21 protein-coding genes are annotated in these 21651 nt (G+C 73.0%); 10 read left to right on the top strand and 11 right to left on the bottom strand.

Annotated elements, in window-relative coordinates:
- Positions 1-11: 11 nt before the first annotated feature.
- Complete coding sequence (deoC, locus tag ACIP4X_RS08670; protein WP_358736035.1) at positions 12-962, bottom strand: deoxyribose-phosphate aldolase; 951 nt, start codon at positions 960-962, stop codon at positions 12-14.
- 145 nt (positions 963-1107) lie between these two features.
- On the opposite strand from deoC, the gene ACIP4X_RS08665 reads away from it, so the two are divergent.
- The gene (locus ACIP4X_RS08665) at positions 1108-1794 is read left to right on the top strand and encodes a PH domain-containing protein (protein ID WP_358735967.1); all 687 of its coding nucleotides are present in this window, start codon (positions 1108-1110) and stop codon (positions 1792-1794) included.
- Between the two features lie 155 nt (positions 1795-1949).
- Here the strand turns inward: ACIP4X_RS08665 and ACIP4X_RS08660 are convergent, their stop codons facing one another.
- The 3 genes from ACIP4X_RS08660 to ACIP4X_RS08650 form a co-directional block, all read right to left on the bottom strand.
- The gene (locus ACIP4X_RS08660) at positions 1950-3605 is read right to left on the bottom strand and encodes a phospho-sugar mutase (protein ID WP_358735969.1); all 1656 of its coding nucleotides are present in this window, start codon (positions 3603-3605) and stop codon (positions 1950-1952) included.
- Positions 3606-4028: 423 nt separating this feature from the next.
- A complete protein-coding gene (locus ACIP4X_RS08655; RefSeq protein ID WP_358735971.1) occupies positions 4029-4853 on the bottom strand; it encodes a purine-nucleoside phosphorylase in 825 nt (274 codons plus the stop codon).
- A gap of 150 nt (positions 4854-5003) precedes the next feature.
- Positions 5004-5441, bottom strand: a complete 438-nt coding sequence (locus ACIP4X_RS08650) for a gamma-glutamylcyclotransferase (RefSeq protein ID WP_358735973.1) — start codon at positions 5439-5441, stop codon at positions 5004-5006.
- A 105-nt stretch (positions 5442-5546) separates the two neighbouring features.
- Between ACIP4X_RS08650 and ACIP4X_RS08645 the strand changes: the two genes are divergently transcribed.
- Together ACIP4X_RS08645 and ACIP4X_RS08640 are read left to right on the top strand one after the other, a co-directional pair.
- Positions 5547-7007: an NAD(P)H-quinone dehydrogenase gene (locus ACIP4X_RS08645; protein WP_358735974.1), complete on the top strand. Its 1461-nt coding sequence runs from the start codon at positions 5547-5549 to the stop codon at positions 7005-7007.
- 174 nt (positions 7008-7181) lie between these two features.
- Positions 7182-8138, top strand: a complete 957-nt coding sequence (locus ACIP4X_RS08640; protein WP_358735976.1) for a DeoR/GlpR family DNA-binding transcription regulator — start codon at positions 7182-7184, stop codon at positions 8136-8138.
- Positions 8139-8280: 142 nt separating this feature from the next.
- On the opposite strand, the gene ACIP4X_RS08635 is transcribed toward ACIP4X_RS08640, so the two are convergent.
- Positions 8281-10053: a biotin carboxylase N-terminal domain-containing protein gene (locus ACIP4X_RS08635; protein ID WP_358735978.1), complete on the bottom strand. Its 1773-nt coding sequence runs from the start codon at positions 10051-10053 to the stop codon at positions 8281-8283.
- A 429-nt stretch (positions 10054-10482) separates the two neighbouring features.
- Between ACIP4X_RS08635 and ACIP4X_RS08630 the strand changes: the two genes are divergently transcribed.
- Positions 10483-11055 carry a hypothetical protein gene (locus tag ACIP4X_RS08630; RefSeq protein ID WP_401347431.1) on the top strand — a complete coding sequence of 191 codons (573 nt, stop codon included), beginning with the start codon at positions 10483-10485 and terminating at the stop codon, positions 11053-11055.
- On the opposite strand, the gene ACIP4X_RS08625 is transcribed toward ACIP4X_RS08630, so the two are convergent.
- The 4 genes from ACIP4X_RS08625 to ACIP4X_RS08610 all read right to left on the bottom strand — a co-directional run bounded on the left by ACIP4X_RS08625 (position 11056) and on the right by ACIP4X_RS08610 (position 13732).
- Positions 11056-11676 (bottom strand): nucleoside triphosphate pyrophosphatase, encoded by a 621-nt coding sequence (locus ACIP4X_RS08625; protein ID WP_358735982.1) that lies wholly within the window; start codon positions 11674-11676, stop codon positions 11056-11058.
- A 32-nt stretch (positions 11677-11708) separates the two neighbouring features.
- Entirely contained in the window at positions 11709-11837 is a 129-nt protein-coding gene (mmpB, locus tag ACIP4X_RS08620) for a morphogenic membrane protein MmpB (RefSeq protein WP_358735984.1), read from the bottom strand.
- Positions 11838-11914: 77 nt separating this feature from the next.
- A complete protein-coding gene (locus ACIP4X_RS08615; protein ID WP_358735986.1) occupies positions 11915-12124 on the bottom strand; it encodes an acyl-CoA carboxylase epsilon subunit in 210 nt (69 codons plus the stop codon).
- A gap of 9 nt (positions 12125-12133) precedes the next feature.
- Positions 12134-13732: an acyl-CoA carboxylase subunit beta gene (locus tag ACIP4X_RS08610; protein ID WP_358735988.1), complete on the bottom strand. Its 1599-nt coding sequence runs from the start codon at positions 13730-13732 to the stop codon at positions 12134-12136.
- Positions 13733-13843: 111 nt separating this feature from the next.
- On the opposite strand from ACIP4X_RS08610, the gene ACIP4X_RS08605 reads away from it, so the two are divergent.
- Together ACIP4X_RS08605 and ACIP4X_RS08600 are read left to right on the top strand one after the other, a co-directional pair.
- Positions 13844-14728, top strand: coding sequence for a biotin--[acetyl-CoA-carboxylase] ligase (locus ACIP4X_RS08605; protein ID WP_401347426.1), 885 nt, complete (start codon positions 13844-13846; stop codon positions 14726-14728).
- Positions 14729-14963: 235 nt separating this feature from the next.
- Positions 14964-16127 carry an adenylate/guanylate cyclase domain-containing protein gene (locus tag ACIP4X_RS08600; protein WP_358735992.1) on the top strand — a complete coding sequence of 388 codons (1164 nt, stop codon included), beginning with the start codon at positions 14964-14966 and terminating at the stop codon, positions 16125-16127.
- A gap of 19 nt (positions 16128-16146) precedes the next feature.
- Here the strand turns inward: ACIP4X_RS08600 and ACIP4X_RS08595 are convergent, their stop codons facing one another.
- Complete coding sequence (locus ACIP4X_RS08595; protein WP_401347422.1) at positions 16147-16836, bottom strand: hypothetical protein; 690 nt, start codon at positions 16834-16836, stop codon at positions 16147-16149.
- A gap of 226 nt (positions 16837-17062) precedes the next feature.
- Between ACIP4X_RS08595 and ACIP4X_RS08590 the strand changes: the two genes are divergently transcribed.
- The 3 genes from ACIP4X_RS08590 (at position 17063) to hutH (ending at position 20702) form a co-directional block, all read left to right on the top strand.
- Complete coding sequence (locus tag ACIP4X_RS08590) at positions 17063-17857, top strand: enoyl-CoA hydratase-related protein (RefSeq protein WP_358735996.1); 795 nt, start codon at positions 17063-17065, stop codon at positions 17855-17857.
- A 58-nt stretch (positions 17858-17915) separates the two neighbouring features.
- Complete coding sequence (locus tag ACIP4X_RS08585) at positions 17916-19067, top strand: GGDEF domain-containing protein (RefSeq protein WP_358735998.1); 1152 nt, start codon at positions 17916-17918, stop codon at positions 19065-19067.
- A 96-nt stretch (positions 19068-19163) separates the two neighbouring features.
- Positions 19164-20702, top strand: coding sequence for a histidine ammonia-lyase (gene hutH / locus ACIP4X_RS08580; protein WP_358736037.1), 1539 nt, complete (start codon positions 19164-19166; stop codon positions 20700-20702).
- A 42-nt stretch (positions 20703-20744) separates the two neighbouring features.
- On the opposite strand, the gene ACIP4X_RS08575 is transcribed toward hutH, so the two are convergent.
- Complete coding sequence (locus tag ACIP4X_RS08575; RefSeq protein WP_358736000.1) at positions 20745-21080, bottom strand: LPXTG cell wall anchor domain-containing protein; 336 nt, start codon at positions 21078-21080, stop codon at positions 20745-20747.
- A 109-nt stretch (positions 21081-21189) separates the two neighbouring features.
- On the opposite strand from ACIP4X_RS08575, the gene ACIP4X_RS08570 reads away from it, so the two are divergent.
- The gene (locus ACIP4X_RS08570) at positions 21190-21555 is read left to right on the top strand and encodes a hypothetical protein (RefSeq protein ID WP_358736001.1); all 366 of its coding nucleotides are present in this window, start codon (positions 21190-21192) and stop codon (positions 21553-21555) included.
- Positions 21556-21651 lie beyond the last annotated feature (96 nt).

The raw sequence follows: 21651 nt of genomic DNA, 5'->3' as shown, positions 1-21651 counted from the left end.
TCATGGGGTTCTCAGTCCACCGTCACGTAGTCGGGACCGGAGTAGCGGCCGGTGGCCAGCTTCTGGCGCTGCATCAGCAGGTCGTTCAGGAGCGAGGAGGCGCCGAAGCGGAACCAGTGGTTGTCCAGCCAGTCCCCGCCGACGGTCTCGTTGACCAGGACCAGGAACTTGATCGCGTCCTTGGAGGTGCGGATGCCGCCGGCCGGCTTCACACCGACCTGCACGCCGGTCTGCGCCCGGAAGTCGCGCACGGCCTCCAGCATCAGCAGGGTGTTGGCCGGGGTGGCGTTGACGGCGACCTTGCCGGTGGAGGTCTTGATGAAGTCGGCGCCCGCCAGCATGCCGAGCCAGCTCGCCCGGCGGATGTTGTCGTACGTCGACAGCTCGCCGGTCTCGAAGATGACCTTCAGGCGCGCGGCGCTCCCGCAGGTCTCCTTCACGGCGACGATCTCGTCGTACACCTTCAGGTACTTGCCGGCGAGGAACGCTCCGCGGTCGATGACCATGTCGATCTCGTCGGCGCCCGCGGCGACCGCTTCGCGCACGTCCGCCAGCTTCACGTCCAGCGGCGCCCGGCCGGCCGGGAAGGCGGTGGCGACCGAGGCGACCTTCACGGTCGAGCCGGCCACGGCCTCCTTCGCGGCGGCCACCATGTCGGGGTAGACGCAGACCGCGGCCGTGGCGGGGGCCGTACGGTCCGTCGGGTCGGGGTGGACCGCCTTGGCGCCGAGCGCCCGGACCTTGCCCGGGGTGTCCGCGCCTTCCAGCGTCGTCAGGTCGACCATCGAGATGGCGAGGTCGATGGCGTACGCCTTCGCGGTGGTCTTGATGGAACGGGTGCCGAGCGAGGCGGCACGGGCCTCCAGGCCGACCGCGTCGACACCGGGCAGCCCGTGCAGGAAGCGGCGCAGCGTGCTGTCGGACGCGGTGACGTCAGCGAGAGGGGGTGCAGTGGTGGGCATGGTCACCAGGCGAGCATATCTACGCGCGTAGCGGCTGTACACCCCCGGGATTGTCTTGTGACCAGCCCGATGTTCGCACGGTGCCCGCCCCGTCCTCGCGCACCGCGGATGAGAGCCCGTCCGGCCGTCGGGCAGAATCGGGACCATGACGACGCCCGAGCACGAACCCCCCGCGCCGCGACCTGCCGCCCCCGAGTTCAAGGACCGGGTCAACCGGTCGTCCGCAGGCATCGCGAGCGGTGTCCTGCTCCTCGCCGCCGTCGGGTGGCTGGGCATCGACGCGCTGGTGGTCGGCGAGGGCACCACCCCGTGGCTGGCCCTCGCCGGGATGATCCTCGTCGTGCCGCTCCTGGTCGCCTTCACCCTGCGGCCCGCCGTGTACGCCAACACCGACCGGCTGCGCATCCGCAACCCCTTCCGAGTGATCGTGCTGCCCTGGGGCCAGGTCTCCGGGCTGCGCTCCGGGTTCTCGAACGAGGTGTTCGACCAGTCCGGCACCAAGTACCAGCTCTGGGCGGTGCCCGTCTCGCTGCGGGGGCGCAAGCGGGCCGCACGGCGGCAGGCGCGGGCCGAGGCGGCGGGCGAGCGCGCGGTGGGCGCGGGCCGGGCCGGCGGACGCTCCGGCGGTGCCTTCGGGGTCGGGAACGCGGCCGACGACGGGCCCGTCCGCGCGGCGGGCGACCAGTTCATGGATGACCTGCGCGAGCTGCACGAGGCCCGCGAGCACGCCGAGACGGCGCAGGGCGAGGTGACCGTCCGCTGGGCGTACGAGATCGTGGGGCCGGCGGTGGCCGGTGCGGTGGTGCTGGCGATTCTGATCGCCGTGGGGTGACGCGCGCGTCGGCGGCGCGGGTGTCGGCTGCGTGTGTGCCAGCCGTGTGTGTCGGCCGTGTGTGTCGTCCGGTGTCCTTTCGGACGTGTGTGCGGCGGGTGGCTTCCGCCGGAACGGGTGTCCCTCTCGGTGAGGGACACCCGTTTTCGTACGGGTCAGATGCCCGCCGCCGCCGACAGGTCCCGCTTGATCGACGCGAGCAGCTCGGTGGCCTTGGCGCGGGCCGCCGGGAGGTCGGCGTGGGTACCGACCGGGACCACGACCTCCAGGTAGCACTTCAGCTTGGGCTCCGTGCCGCTGGGACGGACGATCACGCGGGCACCGTCCAGGGTGTAGCGCAGGCCGTCGGTGGGCGGCAGCCGGTCCGTGCCCCGGGTGAGGTCCTCGGCGCGGGTCACGGGCAGGCCCGCGAGCGCGCTCGGGGGCTGCTCGCGCAGGCGGCGCATCGCGTCGGCGATCAGCGAGAGGTCCTGGACGCGGACCGAGAGCTGGTCGGTGGCGTGCAGGCCGTGCTCGACGGCGAGGTCGTCGAGCAGGTCCAGGAGGGTGCGGTCCTCCTGCTTGAGCCGCGAGGCCAGCTCGGTGATCAGCAGGGCGGCGGTGATGCCGTCCTTGTCGCGTACGCCGTCGGGGTCGACGCAGTAGCCGAGGGCCTCCTCGTAGCCGTAGCGCAGGCCCTCCACGCGGGCGATCCACTTGAAGCCGGTGAGGGTCTCCTCGTAGGGCAGGCCCGCCTTCTCGGCGATGCGGCCGAGGAGGGAGGAGGAGACGATCGACTCCGCGAAGGTGCCGGTCGCCCCGCGGGAGACCAGGTGGGCGGCGAGCAGGGCCCCCACCTCGTCGCCGCGCAGCATGCGCCAGTCGGCGCCGTCCTTGACGGCCACCGCGCAGCGGTCGGCGTCCGGGTCGTTGGCGACGACCAGATCCGGGTCGGTCGCGCGGGCCCTGGCGAACGCCAGGTCCATCGCACCGGGCTCCTCCGGGTTGGGGAACGCGACGGTCGGGAAGTCCGGGTCCGGCTCGGCCTGTTCGAGGACCAGCTCGGGGGCGGGGAAACCGGCCCGGGCGAACGCGGCGAGGAGGGTGTCCTTGCCGACGCCGTGCATCGCCGTGTAGACGGTGCGGGCCGTACGGGGCGAGCCGGGGGCGAGGACCGCGTCCGTGCGGGCGAGGTAGGCCTCCAGGACGGAGTCGTCGAGCGTCTCCCAGCCGGAGTCCGGACGGGGGACATCGTGGAGGCTCTTGATCGCGTCGATCTCGGCGGCGATCCCCGCGTCGGCGGGCGGCACGATCTGGGAGCCGTCGCCCAGGTAGACCTTGTAGCCGTTGTCGCGGGGCGGGTTGTGGCTGGCCGTGACCTCCACGCCCGCGACCGCGCCGAGGTGCCTGATGGCGAAGGCGAGGACGGGCGTGGGGAGGGGGTGCGGCAGCACGGCGGCGCGCAGGCCGGCGCCGGTCATGACGGCGGCGGTGTCACGGGCGAAGTCGGCGGACTTGTGTCGGGCGTCGTAGCCGACGACCACGAGGCCCGCGTTCTCGTCCCCATGAGCGGTGCCGTTCTTCTTCAGGTACGCGGCGAGGCCGGCCGCGGCGCGGATGACGACCGAGCGGTTCATGCGCATGGGGCCCGCGCCGAGTTCGCCGCGCAGGCCCGCGGTGCCGAACTGGAGGGTGCCGGCGAAGCGCGCGGTCAGCTCCTCGATGCTCTCGGGGGTCTCGGCTTCCAGGAGCCGGGCGAGTTCGTCACGGGTCTCGGTGTCGGGGTCCTCGGCCAGCCACGCCTTGGCCCGTGCGATGAGGTCGTCGTGCACGTTGGGGTCAGCCTCTCGTGTGTGTGTCTGCCCGGGGGCCTGCGGCGGTCGGTGCGCTTGCCTCCGGCGGTGGGTGCCGGTGCCTCCGGCGGTGGATGCGCTTGCCTCCGGCGGTCGCGTGCCGGTTTCTCCGGCGGTCGCGTGCCGGTTCCTCCGGCGGTCGCGTGCCGGTTCCTCCGGCGGGTGCCGGTTCCTCCGGCGGTCGGTGCCGGGGCGCCTGGGGTGCGTTGTGGGGCGGGGCCGTGGGGGTGGGTCCAGCCCGCCGCGCACGGGCGTACTGCCCAGAGTTCTCATGGGTGGACTGGGCAGAGACGAAGTATGCGGCGGGCTGTCGACCCACCCCCACGGCCCCTTCCGTCGTTCGGCGGCTTTCCCGTCGTCGTGGGGGCCGCTCGATGGGTGGGCCGGTGCCTGTTCGTGGTTCTACAGGCGGCCCAGGACCTGGGTCAGGAGGGAACCCATGCGGGTGGCGCTGTCGCGGCCGGCCTGGAGGACCTCCTCGTGGTTGAGGGGCTCGCCGGTCATGCCCGCGGCGAGGTTGGTCACCAGGGAGATGCCGAGGACCTCCGCGCCGGCCTCGCGGGCGGCGATGGCCTCCAGGACGGTGGACATGCCGACCAGGTCCGCGCCGATGGTGCGGGCCATGCGGATCTCCGCCGGCGTCTCGTAGTGCGGGCCGGGGAACTGGGCGTAGACGCCTTCCTCGAGGGTGGGGTCCACGTCCTTGCACAGCGCGCGCAGGCGCGGGGAGTACAGGTCGGTGAGGTCGACGAAGTTGGCGCCGACGATCGGCGAGGTGGCCGTCAGGTTGAGGTGGTCGCTGATCAGCACCGGCTGGCCGGGGCGCATGCCCTCGCGCAGGCCGCCGCAGCCGTTGGTGAGCACGATCGTCTTGCAGCCGGCCGCTACGGCGGTGCGCACGCCGTGGGCCACGGCGGCCACGCCCCGGCCCTCGTAGTAGTGGGTGCGGCCCAGGAAGACCAGCGCGCGGCTGTCCCCGATGGTGTACGAGCGGATCTTGCCGCCGTGGCCCTCGACCGCCGGCGGCGGGAATCCGGGCAGCTCGGTGACCTGGAACTCGGCGTCGGGGGTTCCCAGGGCGTCGACGGCCGGTGCCCAGCCGGACCCCATCACGAGGGCGACGTCGTGGGACTCGGCACCCGTGAGTTCGCGCAGGCGCGCGGCGGCGGCGTCGGCGGCGGCGTACGGGTCGCCCTGGATGTCGTCCGGAAGGAGAGATGCGTTCACGCGGATGAGCGTAGCCGGTATTCGCCTACGCGCGTAGATGCCTGTGGTCACGGCAATGCGATCGTTGTCTTGTCGTTTCCGACGAGGGGGCGCATCCTGGACGGCCCGTACGTGGGTCGGGTCAGGCCTCCAGGAGGCCCGCGCTGCCGCTCAGCAGGGGCGTTTCCGCAGTTCCATCACGTAGTCGTGGGGTGCTCCCGCCGACTCCGCCGCGTCCGCGATCTCGCCGAGATAGCGGGCGGAGGGGAGACCGCCCTCGTAGCCGTCGAGGACGTAGGCCCAGGCCTGGTCCTCGCCGTCCAGGGTGTGGACGCGCACGCGTGCCCGCCGGTAGACGCCGAGCCCCACGCCCACCCAGCGGTCGAGGGAGTCCTCGTCCATCGGGGCGATGTCGTACAGGGCCACGAAGACCTGGGAGATCGGATCCTCCACAAGGGTCGCCAGCGCGCCCTCCCAGCCCATCTGCTCCCCGCCGAAGGTCAGCCGCCAGCCGTTCAGCCAGCCCGTGGCACGCAGCGGTGAGTGCGGGGCGCGGCGGGACATCAGCCGCGCGTCCAGATTGCCGGCGTACGCGGCATAGAGCGACATGCGTCGAGCGTACGGCAGCCGCGCACCCGTCTCACGGGTCCCACGGGCAACGCGGGACCACCGCGCCGCGCCCCGGGGCCGTAGCACCTTGAACGGTGCGGGACAATGGAGTACGTGACTCGGATCGTGATCATCGGTGGTGGACCCGGCGGCTACGAAGCGGCGCTGGTGGCGGCGCAGCTCGGCGCGGAGGTGACCGTCGTCGACTGCGACGGTCTGGGCGGAGCGTCGGTGCTGACCGACTGCGTGCCGTCGAAGACCCTTATCGCTACGGCCGAGGTGATGACCACCTTCGACTCGTCGTACGACGAACTGGGCATCACCGTCGCCGACGGCGGCCCCGCCGAGGCCTCGCCCGAGGACCGGGCCGCCCGGGTGGTGGGCGTCGACCTGGGGAAGGTCAACCGACGGGTGAAGCGGCTGGCGCTCGCCCAGTCCCACGACATCACCGCGTCCGTGACGCGGGCCGGCGCCCGGGTCATGCGCGGGCGCGGCCGGCTGGAGGGCATGCAGGCGCTCGACGGGTCGCGCACGGTCGTCGTCAGGGCGGCCGACGGGAGCGAGGAGCGGCTCACCGCGGACGCCGTGCTGATCGCGACCGGCGGCCACCCGCGCGAGCTGCCCGACGCCCAGCCGGACGGCGAGCGCATCCTCAACTGGACCCAGGTCTACGACCTCGACGAGCTGCCCGAGGAGCTCATCGTGGTCGGCTCGGGCGTCACCGGCGCCGAGTTCGCGGGCGCCTACCAGGCGCTCGGCTCGAAGGTCACCCTGGTGTCCTCCCGCGACCGCGTGCTGCCGGGCGAGGACCCGGACGCGGCCGCCGTCCTGGAGGACGTCTTCCGCCGCCGCGGCATGAACGTCATGGCGCGTTCGCGGGCCGCCGCGGCCAAGCGGGTCGGGGACCGTGTGGAGGTGACGCTGGCGGACGGCCGGGTCATCGAGGGCAGCCACTGTCTGATGGCCGTCGGCGCCATCCCCAACAGCGCCGGACTCGGCCTGGAGGAGGCCGGCGTCAAGCTGCGCGATTCCGGTCACATCTGGACCGACAAGGTGTCCCGGACGACGGCTCCGGGCGTGTACGCGGCCGGCGACGTGACCGGTGTCTTCGCGCTGGCGTCGGTGGCGGCGATGCAGGGACGCATCGCGATGTACCACTTCCTGGGCGACGCGGTGGCCCCGCTGAACCTGAAGACGGTCTCCTCCAACGTCTTCACCGACCCCGAGATCGCCACCGTCGGCTACTCCCAGGCCGACGTGGACGCGGGCAAGATCGACGCCCGTTGTGTGAAGCTGCCGCTGCTGCGCAACCCGCGCGCCAAGATGCAGGGCATCCGGGACGGCTTCGTCAAGATCTTCTGCCGGCCGGGCACGGGGATCGTGGTCGGCGGCGTGGTCGTGGCCCCGCGCGCCTCGGAACTGATCCACCCCATCTCGATCGCCGTCGACAACAACCTGACGGTCGAACAGATCGCGAACGCGTTCACCGTGTATCCCTCGCTGTCGGGCTCGATCGCCGAGGTGGCACGGCAGTTGCACACGCGCAAGGCGACCGGCGAGGCGTAGGGGCCCGGCGTACGGTTCCGACTCCCCGGCGGTCACGGGGAGTTGTGGACCATGCCGGTGGCACGAGCGAACGGAACAGGTCCTATACCACCTCGCCCCCTGCCCTGCGAACAACTTCTGCTATTCGGCGCAAACTGCTGAAAGCAGACGGTCGCTGGGGTTACTGTCAGTTTCGTGTTCGCTGCTGAACGTCGCCAATTGATCCTCGAAATGGTGCGAGCGAACGGTGCCGTGTCGCTCCGTGAACTCGCCCGCGTCGTCCAGACCTCCGAAGTGACCGTACGGCGGGACGTGCGGGCGCTGGAGGCCGAAGGACTCCTCGACCGCCGGCACGGCGGTGCGGTACTTCCGGGTGGGTTCACCCGTGAGTCCGGCTTCCCGCAGAAGTCGCATCTCGCGACCGCGGAGAAGACGGCCATCGCCGACCTCGCCGCGGGCCTCGTCGAAGAGGGCGAGGCGATCGTCGTGGGCGCGGGTACGACCACTCAGGAGCTGGCCCGCCGGCTCGCCCGGGTGCCCGGCCTGACCGTCGTCACCAACTCCCTGCTGGTCGCCCAGGCGCTGGCCCACGCCAACCGCGTGGAGGTCGTGATGACCGGCGGCACGCTGCGCGGCTCCAACTACGCGCTCGTCGGGTCCGGGGCCGAGCAGTCGCTGCACGGGCTGCGGGTCTCCAAGGCCTTCCTGTCGGGGAGCGGACTGACCGCGGAGCGCGGCCTGTCCACGTCCAACATGCTGTCGGCGTCCGTCGACCGGGCCCTGGTGCAGGCCGCCGCGGAGGTGGTGGTCCTCGCCGACCACTCCAAGCTCGGTACGGACACGATGTTCCAGACCGTCCCGACCGATCTCATCACCCGCCTGGTGACGGACGACCCCCCGGCCCACGACGACCGCGCGGCCACCGAGCTCCAGGCCCTCGCCGACCAGGGTGTCCAGATCGCCGTGGCCGGCGGTGCGGGAAACCCGGCGGCGGACCAGCCCCCGCCGCGCGACCGCCGCCGTGAGGTGCCCCTCCCGGGCCCCCGCCGCACCCAGCCGCCGAGCGCGAACCTCCGTCCGGCGTCCCTGGGCGGGGACCAGAACGGCACGGAGCGCCCGGCCGCGCGGGTGGCGGACCTCCGGAGGCGCTGAGGGCCTCGCCGCCCCTGGGGGAGGCCGGGTAGGGCTTCGGGCCGTGCCGGGGGAGGACCGCGGCCCGTCTCGCCCCGGAAAAGCACGGAGCCCGGCGGGCCGCTCGCGCGGCTCGCCGGGCTCCTGCGGGTGCTGCGGGAGATCAGTCCTTGATCTCGCAGACGACGGCGCCGGAGGTGAGGGAGGCGCCGACCTCGGCGGACAGGCCCTTGATGGTGCCGCTGCGGTGGGCGTTCAGGGGCTGCTCCATCTTCATGGCCTCCAGGACGACGACCAGGTCGCCCTCCTTGACCTCCTGGCCCTCCTCGACGGCGACCTTGACGATGGTGCCCTGCATCGGGGAGGCGAGGGTGTCGCCGGAGGCGACCGGGCCGGACTTCTTCGCGGCGCGGCGCTTGGGCTTGGCGCCCGCGGCGAGCCCGGTGCGGGCCAGCGACATGCCCAGCGACGTGGGCAGGGAGACCTCGAGGCGCTTGCCGCCGACCTCGACGACGACGGTCTCGCGGCCCGCGTCCTCGTCGGCGTCGGTCTCGGCGAGGGCGGTGAAGGGCTTGATCTCGTTGACGAACTCGGTCTCGATCCAGCGGGTGTGGACCGTGAACGGGGCGCTGGATCCGGTCAGTTCCGGGGCGAACGCCGGGTCGGTGACCACCGCGCGGTGGAAGGGGATGGCGGTGGCCATGCCCTCGACCTGGAACTCCTCCAGGGCCCGGGCGGCCCGCTGGAGGGCCTCCTTGCGGGTGCGGCCGGTCACGATCAGCTTGGCCAGCAGGGAGTCCCAGGCCGGGCCGATGACGCTGCCGGACTCCACGCCCGCGTCCAGGCGGACGCCGGGGCCGGAGGGCCCGGCGAAGTTCGTCACGGTGCCGGGGGCCGGCAGGAAGTTGCGGCCCGGGTCCTCGCCGTTGATGCGGAACTCGAAGGAGTGGCCGCGCAGCGGCGGGTCGTCGTAGCCGAGTTCCTCGCCGTCGGCGATGCGGAACATCTCGCGCACCAGGTCGAAGCCGGCGACCTCCTCGGTGACCGGGTGCTCGACCTGGAGGCGGGTGTTGACCTCCAGGAAGGAGATCGTGCCGTCCTGGCCGACCAGGAACTCGCAGGTGCCGGCGCCGACGTAGCGGGCCTCCTTCAGGATCGCCTTGGAGGCGCGGTACAGCTCGGCGACCTGCTCCTCGGACAGGAACGGCGCCGGGGCCTCCTCGACCAGCTTCTGGTGGCGGCGCTGGAGGGAGCAGTCACGCGTGGAGACGACGACCACGTTGCCGTGGCGGTCGGCCAGGCACTGGGTCTCCACGTGGCGGGGCCGGTCCAGGTAGCGCTCGACGAAGCACTCGCCGCGGCCGAAGGCGGCCACGGCCTCGCGCACGGCGGAGTCGTACAGCTCGGGGACCTCGTCCAGGGTGCGGGCGACCTTCAGGCCGCGCCCGCCGCCGCCGAAGGCGGCCTTGATGGCGATCGGCAGGCCGTGCTCCTCGGCGAAGGCCACGACCTCCTCGGCGCCGGAGACGGGGTCGGGGGTGCCGGCCACCAGGGGGGCGCCGGCGCGCTGGGCGATGTGCCTCGCAGCGACCTTGTCGCCGAGGTCGCGGATGGCCTGCGGCGGCGGGCCGATCCAGATCAGGTCGGCGTCCAGCACGGCCTGGGCGAATTCGGCGTTCTCCGAGAGGAAGCCGTATCCGGGGTGGATCGCGTCCGCGCCCGACTCCTTCGCGGCCTTCAGCACCTTGTCGATGTCCAGGTAGCTGGTGGCCGGGGTGTCACCGCCCAGGGCGAACGCCTCATCCGCGGCGCGGACATGCAGAGCGTCCCGATCCGGGTCGGCGTAGACGGCCACGCTCGCGATACCGGCGTCCCGGCAGGCCCGGGCAACGCGGACAGCGATTTCGCCACGGTTGGCGATGAGCACCTTGCGCACGATTGAGGCTCCCTCCTTGAAACAAGCCGAGTTTAGGGACTGCCGACACGGCACTTCGACCCGTCCCCGATGGTGAGCTTGCCCACACGGAGCGTGATCCGAGGCGCGCTCGACTCGCGAAATCCCTTGTCGCATCGCTGTACGCAGGACTCCTCCGGAAAACCCTAGCCCTCCCATGTGGCCAAGGTCTCTGTGAGGGCGTGCTGCGACGCACTTCGTTTCTTTGTGGAGTCCCTACGAATGGCCCAATGATTCTTTGCCGGTGGCAGGACTCTTGTCCCCGGGTTTACCCGTTAGTAGCGTTCAGGATGCTGAAGAGGACGCGTGGCCCGAAGGGCCTCCTTGAGGGGCGGTGGCCGGGTGACGGGTGGGCGGTACTCGCGGTAACAGGGCTCCGGACGGAGCGGCAGTCGGAAGTGGGTGGGACCGGTGGTGCGCAGACCGGTGGCGTGGGTGGTGGCGCTCGTGCTCTTCGCCGAGGCGCTCGGCGTGGCGGGGCTGAACTGGTTCCTCGGGGTGGTCGTGCACCGGCAGAGGATGTCCCTGGCCGGCCTGGACCCGAACGTCATGTCGGCCTCGTCGAAGGCCGGCGGTCTGGTCTTCGGCCTCTACTTCGCCCAGTGCGGCCTGGTCGCCCTGCTCGTGGCGCTACGGGGCCGCCGCCCGGCCGGCGCCGGACGCGTCCTGCTGATCAGCGCGGCCGTGGTGCACGGCCTCCTCGGCGCGTTCGCCTGGGGGCTGGTGGGCCGACGGGCGTTCCTGTTCATGGTGGTGGTGCTCGGCCTCATCGTGCTGCTGCTGATGACGCACGACCACGAGGAGGGGCCGGCGGGCGAGGCGCGGGAGGGCCGTCCCGGGAACGCGGGCGGACCCGGGGCCGAAGCGGCCCCCGGCTCCGGGAGCACCGCCGGTCCGCTGGACCTCACGAAGCGGACGGATCACGTACGCGAGGCGCCGCCCGCGCCCCTCACCCCTCCTCCGGCGGAGGCCCGTACCCCCTGATCAGTCCGCGGCGGGTGCCCACAGCTCGGTGATGCCCACGCCGAGGTCGGCCAGCAGGCGGCGCACCAGGGGCAGGCTGATGCCGATGACGTTGCCGTGGTCGCCGTCGATGCCGTCGATGAAGGGCGCCGAACGGCCGTCCAGGGTGAAGGCGCCGGCCACGTACAGAGGCTCGCCCGAGGCGACGTACGCGGCGATCTCCTCGTCGGTCGGCTCGCCGAAGCGGACCACGGTGGAGGCGGTGGCGGAGGCGTGCCGCCCGCTCTCCGTGTCCCAGACGCAGTGCCCGGTCTGGAGGGTGCCGGCCCGGCCGCGCATCGCCTTCCAGCGGGCGGTGGCCTCCTCGGCGTCGGCGGGCTTGCCCAGGGCGTGGCCGTCGAGGTCGAGCACGGAGTCGCAGCCGATCACGAGCGCGCCCCGGACCTCCGGGCGGGCCGCCACCACGGAGGCCTTCGCCTCGGCGAGGGCGAGCGCGAGTTCGGCGGGGGTGGGCGCGGTGACCGCGTCCTCGTCGACGCCGCTCACGATGACCTCCGGGTCGAGCCCGGCCTGCCGGAGCAGCCCGAGCCGGGCGGGGGACTGGGAGGCGAGCACGAGTCGGCGGCGCGGCTGGTCTGTCATACGGTCAGCGTATCGGCGGCGGCTCCTCCGCCTCACCTCACGCCGATCACGAACATGGCCAGCACCATGGCCAGCGCCATGAGAACGCCGAGCCGCCGCAACATGTCCTGCATGTCACGCAGTTCCTTCGGCGGCTCGTTCTCGGGGTCGGACCACAGCATCCCCCGATCGTGCGCCCGGGGCGGTGCCGCGCGCCTGAGTACGCGTACTCAACTTCGGCCGGCGTCCGGCCCCGGGCTCAGCCCGGCCAGTAGGTCCGGGCCCAGGACGCCGGTCCCGGCGACGGCACCCGCCGCGCGGCGATCCGGGACGGGTCGGACCACGCGTCCCGGTGGCCGGGGCCCGCGCCGGACGGCGCATCCGCGGCCGCCACGGCGCGGGCCCGGACCACCGCCAGGGCGGCGGCGAGCTCCTCCGGGGTCGGGTTGCCTCGTACGACCTTGATCACAGCGGCTCCTTACAGGGGGATGTTGCCGTGCTTCTTCGGAGGCAGTGATTCCCGCTTGGTGCGCAGTTGACGCAGGCCGCGCACGAGGTGGGACCGGGTGTCCGAGGGCTTGATCACCGCGTCGACGTAGCCGCGTTCGGCCGCGACGTAGGGGTTGAGGAGCGCGTCCTCGTACTCCTGGATCAGCCGGGCGCGGCTCGCCTCGGCGTCGCCCGCCGCCTCGGCCTCGGCGATCGTGCGGCGGTGCAGGATGTTGACCGCGCCCTGGGCGCCCATGACGGCGATCTGGGCGGTCGGCCAGGCCAGGTTGAGGTCGGCGCCCAGGTGCTTGGAGCCCATGACGTCGTAGGCGCCGCCGAAGGCCTTGCGGGTGATCACCGTGATCAGCGGGACCGTGGCCTCGGCGTAGGCGAAGATCAGCTTGGCGCCGCGGCGGATGATGCCGGTGTGCTCCTGGTCGACGCCGGGGAGGAAGCCGGGCACGTCGACGAAGGTGAGCACGGGCACGTTGAAGGCGTCGCAGGTCCGTACGAAGCGGGCGGCCTTCTCGGAGGCGTCGATGTCCAGGCAGCCGGCGAACTGCATCGGCTGGTTGGCGACGATGCCGACCGGGTGGCCCTCCACCCGCCCGAACCCGGTGAGGATGTTCGGCGCGAACAGCGGCTGGGTCTCCAGGAACTCGGCGTCGTCCAGGACGTGCTCGATCACCGTGTGCATGTCGTAGGGCTGGTTCGCGCTGTCCGGGACGACCGTGTCCAGCTCCAGGTCCTCGGCCGAGACGGCCACGTCGGCCTCCTCGGGGAAGACCGGCGCCTCGGCGAGGTTGTTCGAGGGCAGGTACGACAGCAGCTGCTTGACGTACTCGATCGCGTCCTTCTCGTCGCCCGCCATGTGGTGGGCCACGCCGGAGGCGGTGTTGTGGGTGCGGGCGCCGCCCAGTTCCTCGAAGCCGACGTCCTCGCCGGTGACCGTCTTGATGACGTCCGGGCCGGTGATGAACATGTGCGAGGTCTGGTCGACCATGATCGTGAAGTCGGTGATCGCCGGCGAGTAGACCGCGCCTCCCGCGCACGGGCCCACGACCAGGCTGATCTGCGGGATCACCCCGGAGGCGTGGGTGTTGCGGCGGAAGATCTCCCCGTACGCGCCGAGGGAGGCGACCCCCTCCTGGATCCGGGCGCCGCCCGAGTCGTTGATCCCGATGACCGGGCAGCCGGTCTTCAGGGCGAAGTCCATCACCTTGACGATCTTCTGTCCGTAGACCTCGCCGAGCGCGCCGCCGAAGACCGTGAAGTCCTGCGAGAACACCGCGACCGGGCGGCCGTCGACCATGCCGTAGCCGGTGACGACGCCGTCCCCGTAGGGCCGGTTCTGCTCCAGGCCGAAGTTGGTGGAACGGTGCCGGGCGAACTCGTCCAGCTCGACGAACGACCCCTCGTCGAGCAGCAGTTCGATCCGCTCGCGGGCCGTCAGCTTCCCCTTGGCGTGCTGCTTCTCCACGGCACGCTCGGAGCCGGCGTGCGTCGCCGCCAGGACGCGGCGCTGAAGATCCGCGATCTTGCCCGCGGTCGTGTGAATGTCGATCTCTTGGCGCTCTGGCTCGGACATCGGGATCGCGGCTCCCTGCCTGCTCACAAGGGGGGACGGTTACTCATCCGTAGCGTAGTAGGGGGTCCGCCGATCGGCAGTGCGGCGTTTCCCACACCTAGGGTGGCTTGCATGACGCCGCGAGATGCCGCAGACGACAATCCCGACAACGCGCCGCACGACAGCCGCTGGTCCGATCTCGACCGCCCGCCCCTGAACGCCGGTGCGCTGCGGCGCGGCCTGGTACGCGCGGGCGGGCTGTGGTCCGAGGTGGACGTGGTGCCGAGCACCGGCTCCACCAACACGGACCTGGTGGCCCGGGCCGTCGCCGGGAAGGCGGCCGAGGGAGCCGTCCTGGTCGCCGAGGAGCAGACCTCCGCCCGGGGCCGCCTGGACCGCCGCTGGACGGCCCCGCCCCGCTCCGGCCTGTTCTTCTCGGTGCTGCTGCGGCCCGGCGAGGTGGACGTGGCCCGCTGGGGCTGGCTGCCGCTGCTCACCGGCGTCGCGGTGGCCACGGGCCTGTCCCGGGCCGCCGGGGTCGACACGGCGCTGAAGTGGCCGAACGACCTGCTCGTGACGGTCGGCGGCGAGGAACGCAAGGCCGGCGGCATCCTGGCCGAGCGGGCCGGGGAGGACGCGGTGGTCATCGGCATCGGCATCAACGTCTCGCTGCGGAAGGACGAGCTCCCGGTCCCGCTGGCCGGCTCCCTCGCGCTCGCCGGAGCCGTGAGCACCGACCGCGATCCACTGCTGCGGTCGGTCCTGCGCTCCCTGGAGGAGTGGTACGGCCGGTGGCGGGCGGTGGACGGCGACGCGGCCGCGAGCGGTCTCCAGGAGGCGTACGCGGCGGGCTGTGCGACGCTCGGCCGGGTGGTCCGGGCGGAACTGCCGGGCGACCGGTCGGTGGTCGGGGAGGCCGTCGCGGTGGACGGGGACGGCCGTCTGGTCATCGCCACCGAAGCGGGTGCGCAGGAGCCGGTCGGCGCGGGCGACATCGTGCATCTGCGCCCCGCGTGAACCGCCCGGCGAGCGGCGGCCGGGATGCCGGGCGCGGCCGCGCACGGTAACGGTGGGGGTGCGGGAGCCGCGGAACGGCGCTCGTGCGATGCCGGAACAGTGCCGGTCAGCTCCACCGCGGACCGCACCGCCGGGTCCGCTCTCGGCGGAACCTGACGGAGTGAGCTGGCGCACACCTGCCGTAGAGTTGAGGCCGGTCGATACCTGACCGTGGCAGATCGGAAGGGCAGCAGGCGTGACCGTCGACGACACGGGCTCCGGCGCGGACGCGGACGGCCCGGAGGAGCCTCCGCCATTCTCGTCCTCGCACGAGCAGGAGGACCCGGACGCCGCCGATGCCGGCGGACACCCTCTCGCGCTGCGTCTCGAACAGCTCATCCTGGGCGCGGAGCGGCGCTACACCCCGTTCCAGGCGGCCCGCAGCGCCGGCGTCTCCATGGAGCTGGCCTCACGCTTCTGGCGGGCCATGGGCTTCGCCGACATAGGCCAGGCCAGGGCGCTCACGGAGGCCGACGTGCTGGCCCTGCGGCGGCTCGCCGGTCTGGTCGAGGCGGGGCTGCTCAGCGAGGCCATGGCGGTGCAGGTGGCGCGGTCCACCGGGCAGACCACCGCCCGTCTGGCCGAATGGCAGATGGACTCCTTCCTGGAGGGCCTGACCGAGCCGCCCGAGCCCGGGATGACGCGCACCGAGGTGACGTACCCGATCGTCGAGCTGCTGCTGCCCGAGCTGGAGGAGTTCCTGGTCTACGTCTGGCGCCGCCAGCTCGCCGCCTCGGCCGGCCGGGTCGTGCAGGCCGCCGACGACGAGGAGATGGTCGACCGGCGGCTGGCCGTGGGCTTCGCCGACCTCGTCGGCTTCACCCGGCTGACCCGACGCATGGAGGAGGAGGAACTCGGCGAGCTCGTCGAGGCGTTCGAGACGACCTCGGCCGACCTGGTGGCCGCGCGCGGCGGGCGGCTCATCAAGACGCTCGGCGACGAGGTGCTGTACGCCGCCGACGACGCCGGCACGGCGGCGGACATCGCGCTGCGGCTGGTCGAGACGATGGCCCACGACGAGACGATGCCGGAGCTGCGCGTGGGCATGGCGTTCGGCACGGTCACCACTCGTATGGGCGATGTGTTCGGCACCACCGTCAACCTCGCCTCCCGGCTCACCTCGATAGCTCCACGCGACGCCGTCCTGGTGGACAGCGCCTTCGCCGAGGAGCTGATCCGCACCGGGGACGCCCCGGCGTCCGAGGCGGAGGCGGCCGAGGCCGCGGCGACGGCGGAGAAGGAGGGCGAGGAGCCGCCGGTGTACCGGTTCGCCCTTCAGCCGATGTGGCAGCGCCCGGTGCGCGGTCTGGGTGTGGTCGAGCCCTGGCTGCTCACCCGGCGCAACGGCGGGCCCGCGTAACCGGCGGTCGAGGAGCGGTTCAGCGGGCCGGTTCGGCCCCGACGCCGACGCACAGCCCGATGACCGGCAGACATAGGCTCCCCCCTCCGCCGGAGGGCGGGGCGGGGGGCTGCGTGCTCCGGCTCGGGGTCGGTGCGGGGCGCGGAGCCGGGGCCGTGGTGGCGGACGGCCGTGGCGCGTCCGCGGTGGGATCAGGGTGTTCCGGCGGGTCCGTGTCCTCGACGTCCTCGGGAGGCGCCGCCGGGACGGTCGTGGTCTCCGGGAGCGCCGAGGGCCCCGCTGCGGCCGCCGAGGACGGGGAAGCCGTCGGCACGGCGCTCGGCTCCGTGACCGGTGCGCCGCTCACTCCGCCCAGGGGGACGTTCGCCGAGGGCGCGGCGGTCGTACGGGGCGCGACGGAGGTGCCGGTGGGGGGTCCGGCGGAGCGGCCGGAGCCGTTGCCCGGGGCCGCGTGGGGCTCGGCCTCCGCGGTGCCCGGACCGCCGAACCCGGACTCGGGCGCCAGCCGTACGAGGCTCAGCACACCGGCGGCCACCGCGAGCCCTCCGGCGGCCAGCAGCGCCTTGCGGGGCCGGCGCCTGCGGTGCCGCCCGCGGGCACCGGGGCCCCCGCCCGTCTCCTCTATGCCTGTCGTGTCGTCGTTGTCGTCGTTGTCGTCGTTGTCGTCGTTGTCGGCGGATTGCCGGACTGTGGCCGTGTGCGTCGTCATCGCCGTCCTCCCCGATGCGCTCGCGCCCCCGATGCGCCATGGCGGACGCACGTTATGCGCTCTCCGGGGTGTTCGGCGGGGGTTGGGCGAGGATGTCACTCGAACGGGGTGCCGGGTCTCGACAACGGGGCCGCGCCTGTAACCCGCCCGCCCTTCCCCCGGCGCGGGCCCTGCTGCGATGATCGGGCCTGGTTTCTTGTTAACCCACGTTAACCAGGAGGGTGTCATGAGCGAGGAGCGGTTCGGCGAGTTCGTGCTGGTGCGGCGGCACGAGTACGTCGCGGAGCTCGTCCTGGACCGGCCCGGGGCGATGAACGCCGTGTCCACTGACATGGCGCGGTCGATCGCCGCGGCCTGCGCGGCGCTCGCCGCCGACCGGGACGCGCGCGTGGTCGTCCTGACGTCCTCGCACGAGCGGGCGTTCTGCGTCGGGGCCGACCTGAAGGAGCGCAACTCCTTCAGCGACGCCGACCTGGTGCGCCAGCGCCCGGTCGCACGCGGGGCGTACACCGGCGTACTGGAACTGCCCATGCCGACGATCGCCGCGGTGCACGGGTTCGCGCTCGGCGGCGGCTTCGAGCTGGCCCTGTCCTGCGATGTGATCGTGGCCGACCGTACGGCCGTGGTGGGGCTGCCGGAGGTCTCGGTGGGGGTGATCCCCGGCGGCGGCGGTACGCAGTTGCTGCCCCGGCGGGTGGGTGCCGCCCGGGCCGCCGAGCTGATCTTCACCGCGCGTCGGCTGGAGGCGCCGGAGGCGGCCGAGCTGGGCCTCGTGGACAGCCTGGTGGACGAGGGCCGCGACCGCGAGGAGGCCCTGGAGCTGGCCTCCCGGATGGCGGCGAACTCCCCGATCGGGCTGCGCGCCGCCAAGCGCGCGCTGCGACTCGGCCACGGCCTCGACCTCCGGGCCGGCCTGGAGGTCGAGGACGCGGCCTGGCGCTCGGTCGCCTTCTCGGCGGACCGCGCGGAGGGAGTGGCGGCCTTCAACGAGAAGCGCAGCCCCCAGTGGCCGGGGGAGTGAGCCTCCCCACATGCGGGCCGATGTCTCGATTCGGGCGAAACATCCCTAGCCTGGGGTGATGGGCGAGAACAGGCGGCTGGCGGCCGTGGTGGCGCTGGCGCAGGGGATGGCCGCGGCGCAGACCTCGCGTGAGTCGTGGCGGGCGGCCGCGCTCGGCGCGTGCCGGGCGCTGGAGGGCAGTTTCGCCGCGCTCTCGGTGTGGGAGCGCGCGCACGGTCGGCTGCGGGTCCTGGTGAACGTGGGGGACCTGGCGCCGGAGGAGCGGGAGTTCCCGGACGACGAGGCCTATCCGGTGCACCAGTTCCCGGAGATCACCGAGTTCCTGCACGAGCGGTGGGCCTCGGGCGGTGAACCCGACGCCTGGGTGGAGACCGCCGACGGCGCGGCCGCGGGCCACCCCGGCTACAGCCACCAGCGCGTGGCCGCGCTGCGCCGGCGCGGGCGCGGCAGCTGCGTGGTCGCGCCGATCGTGCAGCACGGACGCGCCTGGGGCGAGCTCTACGTCGCCCGCCCGGTCGGCCTCCCCCTCTTCGGCCGGTCCGACGCCGACTTCGCCACCGTGCTGGCCGCCGTGGTCGCCGCCGGGCTCGCCCAGAGCGAGCGGCTGGAGGCGGCCCGCAGGCTGGCGTTCACGGACGCGCTGACCGGGCTCGCCAACCGCCGTGCCGTCGACGTGATGCTCGACGAGGCGATCGAGCGGCACCGGCTGGACGGGGTCGCCGTCAGCCTGGTCGTCTGCGACCTCAACGGGCTCAAGCAGGTCAACGACACCCTCGGCCACGCCGTCGGCGACCGGCTCCTCGAACGGTTCGGCTCCGTGCTGTCGCTGTGCGGCGCGATGGTGCCGGGCGCCCTCGTGGCACGGCTCGGCGGCGACGAGTTCTGCCTGGTCGCGGTCGGGCCGCCGGCCGACGAGGTGATCAAGGCGGCCGACGAGCTGTGCCGGCGCGCGGCCGAGCTGGAGCTGGGCGAGGGCGTCGCCTGCGGGGTCGCCTCGACCGAGCACGCGATCGGGCCGGTACCGTCGGCCCGGCGGCTGTTCCGGCTCGCCGACGCCGCCCAGTACCGGGCGAAGGCGCTGCGCGCCGACCGGCCCGTGGTCGCGGGCCGCGAGGGCTCCCAGGACCCCGTCGTCCGCCTCGCCGACGCGCCCCCGCCCGTACCGGAGGCCCCGGCGGAGCGGCGCCGCTTCCGGGGCCGCACGCCCTGAGCGACGCCGGGTGTCCCGCCCGCGCGTTGTAAGAGTCACTCCCGGCACCCACTAGTGACATCTTCGCATTCACTGCGTACGCTCCTGAATATGGATATGCATACTGTGGTGGTGGGGACGTCGGGGGTCACCGCGTCCGACGTTCTCGCGGTGGCGCGCGGCGGCGCCCGTGTCGAGCTCCCCGACGAGACGGTGGCGGCCCTGGCGGCGGCGCGGGAGATCGTGGACGCGCTGGCGGCCAAGCCCGAACCCGTCTACGGCGTCAGCACCGGTTTCGGCGCCCTGGCGACCCGGCACATCAGCCAGGAGCTGCGCACCCAGCTCCAGCGCAACATCGTCCGCTCGCACGCCGCCGGCCTGGGCCCGAGGGTCGAGCGCGAGGTCGTACGGGCGCTGATGTTCCTGCGGCTGAAGACCGTGTGCTCCGGCCACACCGGCGTGCGCCCCGAGGTGGCCCGGACCATGGCCGACGTGCTCAACGCCGGTATCACCCCGGTCGTGCACGAGTACGGCTCCCTCGGCTGCTCCGGCGACCTCGCCCCACTGTCCCACTGCGCCCTCGCCCTCATGGGCGAAGGCGACGCGGAGGGCCCCGACGGCGTGGTGCGCCCGGCCGGCGAGCTGCTCGCCGAGCACGGCATCGAGCCCGTCGAGCTGCGCGAGAAGGAGGGCCTGGCCCTCCTCAACGGCACCGACGGCATGCTCGGCATGCTGATCATGGCCCTCGCCGACCTCGACGCCCTGTACAAGTCCGCCGACATCACCGCCGCCCTCAGCCTGGAGGCGCTGCTCGGCACGGACAAGGTCCTCGCCCCCGAGCTGCACGCCATCCGCCCGCATCCGGGACAGGGCGCGTCCGCCGCCAACATGCTGGCCGTGCTCAAGGGTTCCGGCCTCACCGGGCACCACCAGGGCGACGCGCCCCGCGTGCAGGACGCCTACTCCGTGCGCTGCGCCCCGCAGGTCGCCGGCGCCGGCCGCGACACCCTCGCGCACGCCCGCCTGGTCGCCGAGCGCGAACTGGCCGCCGCCGTCGACAATCCCGTCGTGCTGCCCGACGGGCGGGTGGAGTCCAACGGCAACTTCCACGGCGCCCCGGTCGCCTACGTGCTGGACTTCCTCGCCATCGCCGCCGCCGACCTCGGCTCCATCGCCGAGCGCCGCACCGACCGGCTGCTCGACAAGAACCGCAGCCACGGCCTGCCGCCGTTCCTCGCCGACGACGCCGGTGTCGACTCGGGCCTGATGATCGCTCAGTACACGCAGGCCGCGCTGGTCAGCGAGATGAAGCGGCTCGCCGTACCGGCCTCGGCCGACTCCATCCCGTCCTCCGCCATGCAGGAGGACCACGTCTCCATGGGCTGGTCGGCGGCGCGCAAGCTGCGGACGGCCGTCGGCAACCTGAACCGGATCATCGCGATCGAGTTCTACGCCGCCGCGCGTGCCGTCGAACTGCGTGAGGGCCTGACCCCGGCTCCGGCGACCCGGGCGGTCATCGACGCCGCTCGCGAGGCGGGGGTCGGGGGACCGGGCCCGGACCGCTTCCTCGCGCCCGACCTCGCCGCCGCGGACGCCTTCGTGCGGGACGGCCGCCTCCTCGCGGCGGCCGAGACCGTCACCGGCCCGCTGCTGTAGGACGGCGGGCCGCGGCCCAAGTCGGGGGAGCGCCGGGCCGGTTCAGAAGCCCAGGCGCTCCCGGCGCACGGAGTAGACCACGAAGCCGGCGCCCAGTATGAGGAACGAGGTGCCGCCGACGACGTAGGGGGTCGTGTCGATGCTTCCGGTGTCGGCGAGTTCGGTCCCGCCGCCGGTGGACGCGTCCTCCTGGGCGTCGGACGTCTGCTCCGACGCGGCGGGTCGCCCCTGCTCCGTGACCTGGGCGGTCGGCGCCGCCGGGTCCGCCCCTCTCGCCGGAGTGCCCACCGAGGCGTCCGCGGAGGGGACGAACCACAGGGCGCCCAGCAGGGTGCCCGCGGCGGTGGCGGTCAGCAACGATCGGCGAGCGGATGACACGGAATATCGATCCCCTTGTGGCGCTGGTGAATTGGCCGTGTGGGGCGATGTTAGTGAACGTCGCGGGTCACAGGAAAGTCACGGGAGGTTTGCGCCGTACGCTCCGTCCATGAGCACTCCAGAGACTTCACGTTTTGTCCGCGTCACCGTCGAGCTCGTCGTCGAGATCGAGGACGCGGAAGCCGTCATCGCCGCGGCCCGCAGCCGGATCGCCGAACACGCCGAGGACGGCGAGCTGGACCCCGCGGAGCGGGCACACGCCGAGGGCGCTGTGACGGAGGACACCGCCGAGGCCCTGGCGTACCTGGTCGATCCGTTCGACCTGGTGGGCGAGGTGCCGGGGGTCGAACTCCAGCAGGCCTCCTGGTCGAGCGAACGCATCGCCTACGACCCCGATTCGCCGGACTGGGAGTTCGACGAGGATGATGGCGACGAGGACGACGAGGAAGTGGACGCCGCGGGCCACTCCGGCTGACGTCGCCCCGGGTCACATCGGCGACCCCGGGCGCAACCGGCGCCCGGGGTTTCGTCGTCTCACGCAACGCGCAGGCCGGGTCGCGCACCGTCCGCT

It is taken from the genome of Streptomyces sp. NPDC088817 (genome assembly GCF_044750345.1).
Lineage (GTDB): Bacteria > Actinomycetota > Actinomycetes > Streptomycetales > Streptomycetaceae > Streptomyces.
This window is presented reverse-complemented; position numbering and strand designations above follow the sequence as displayed.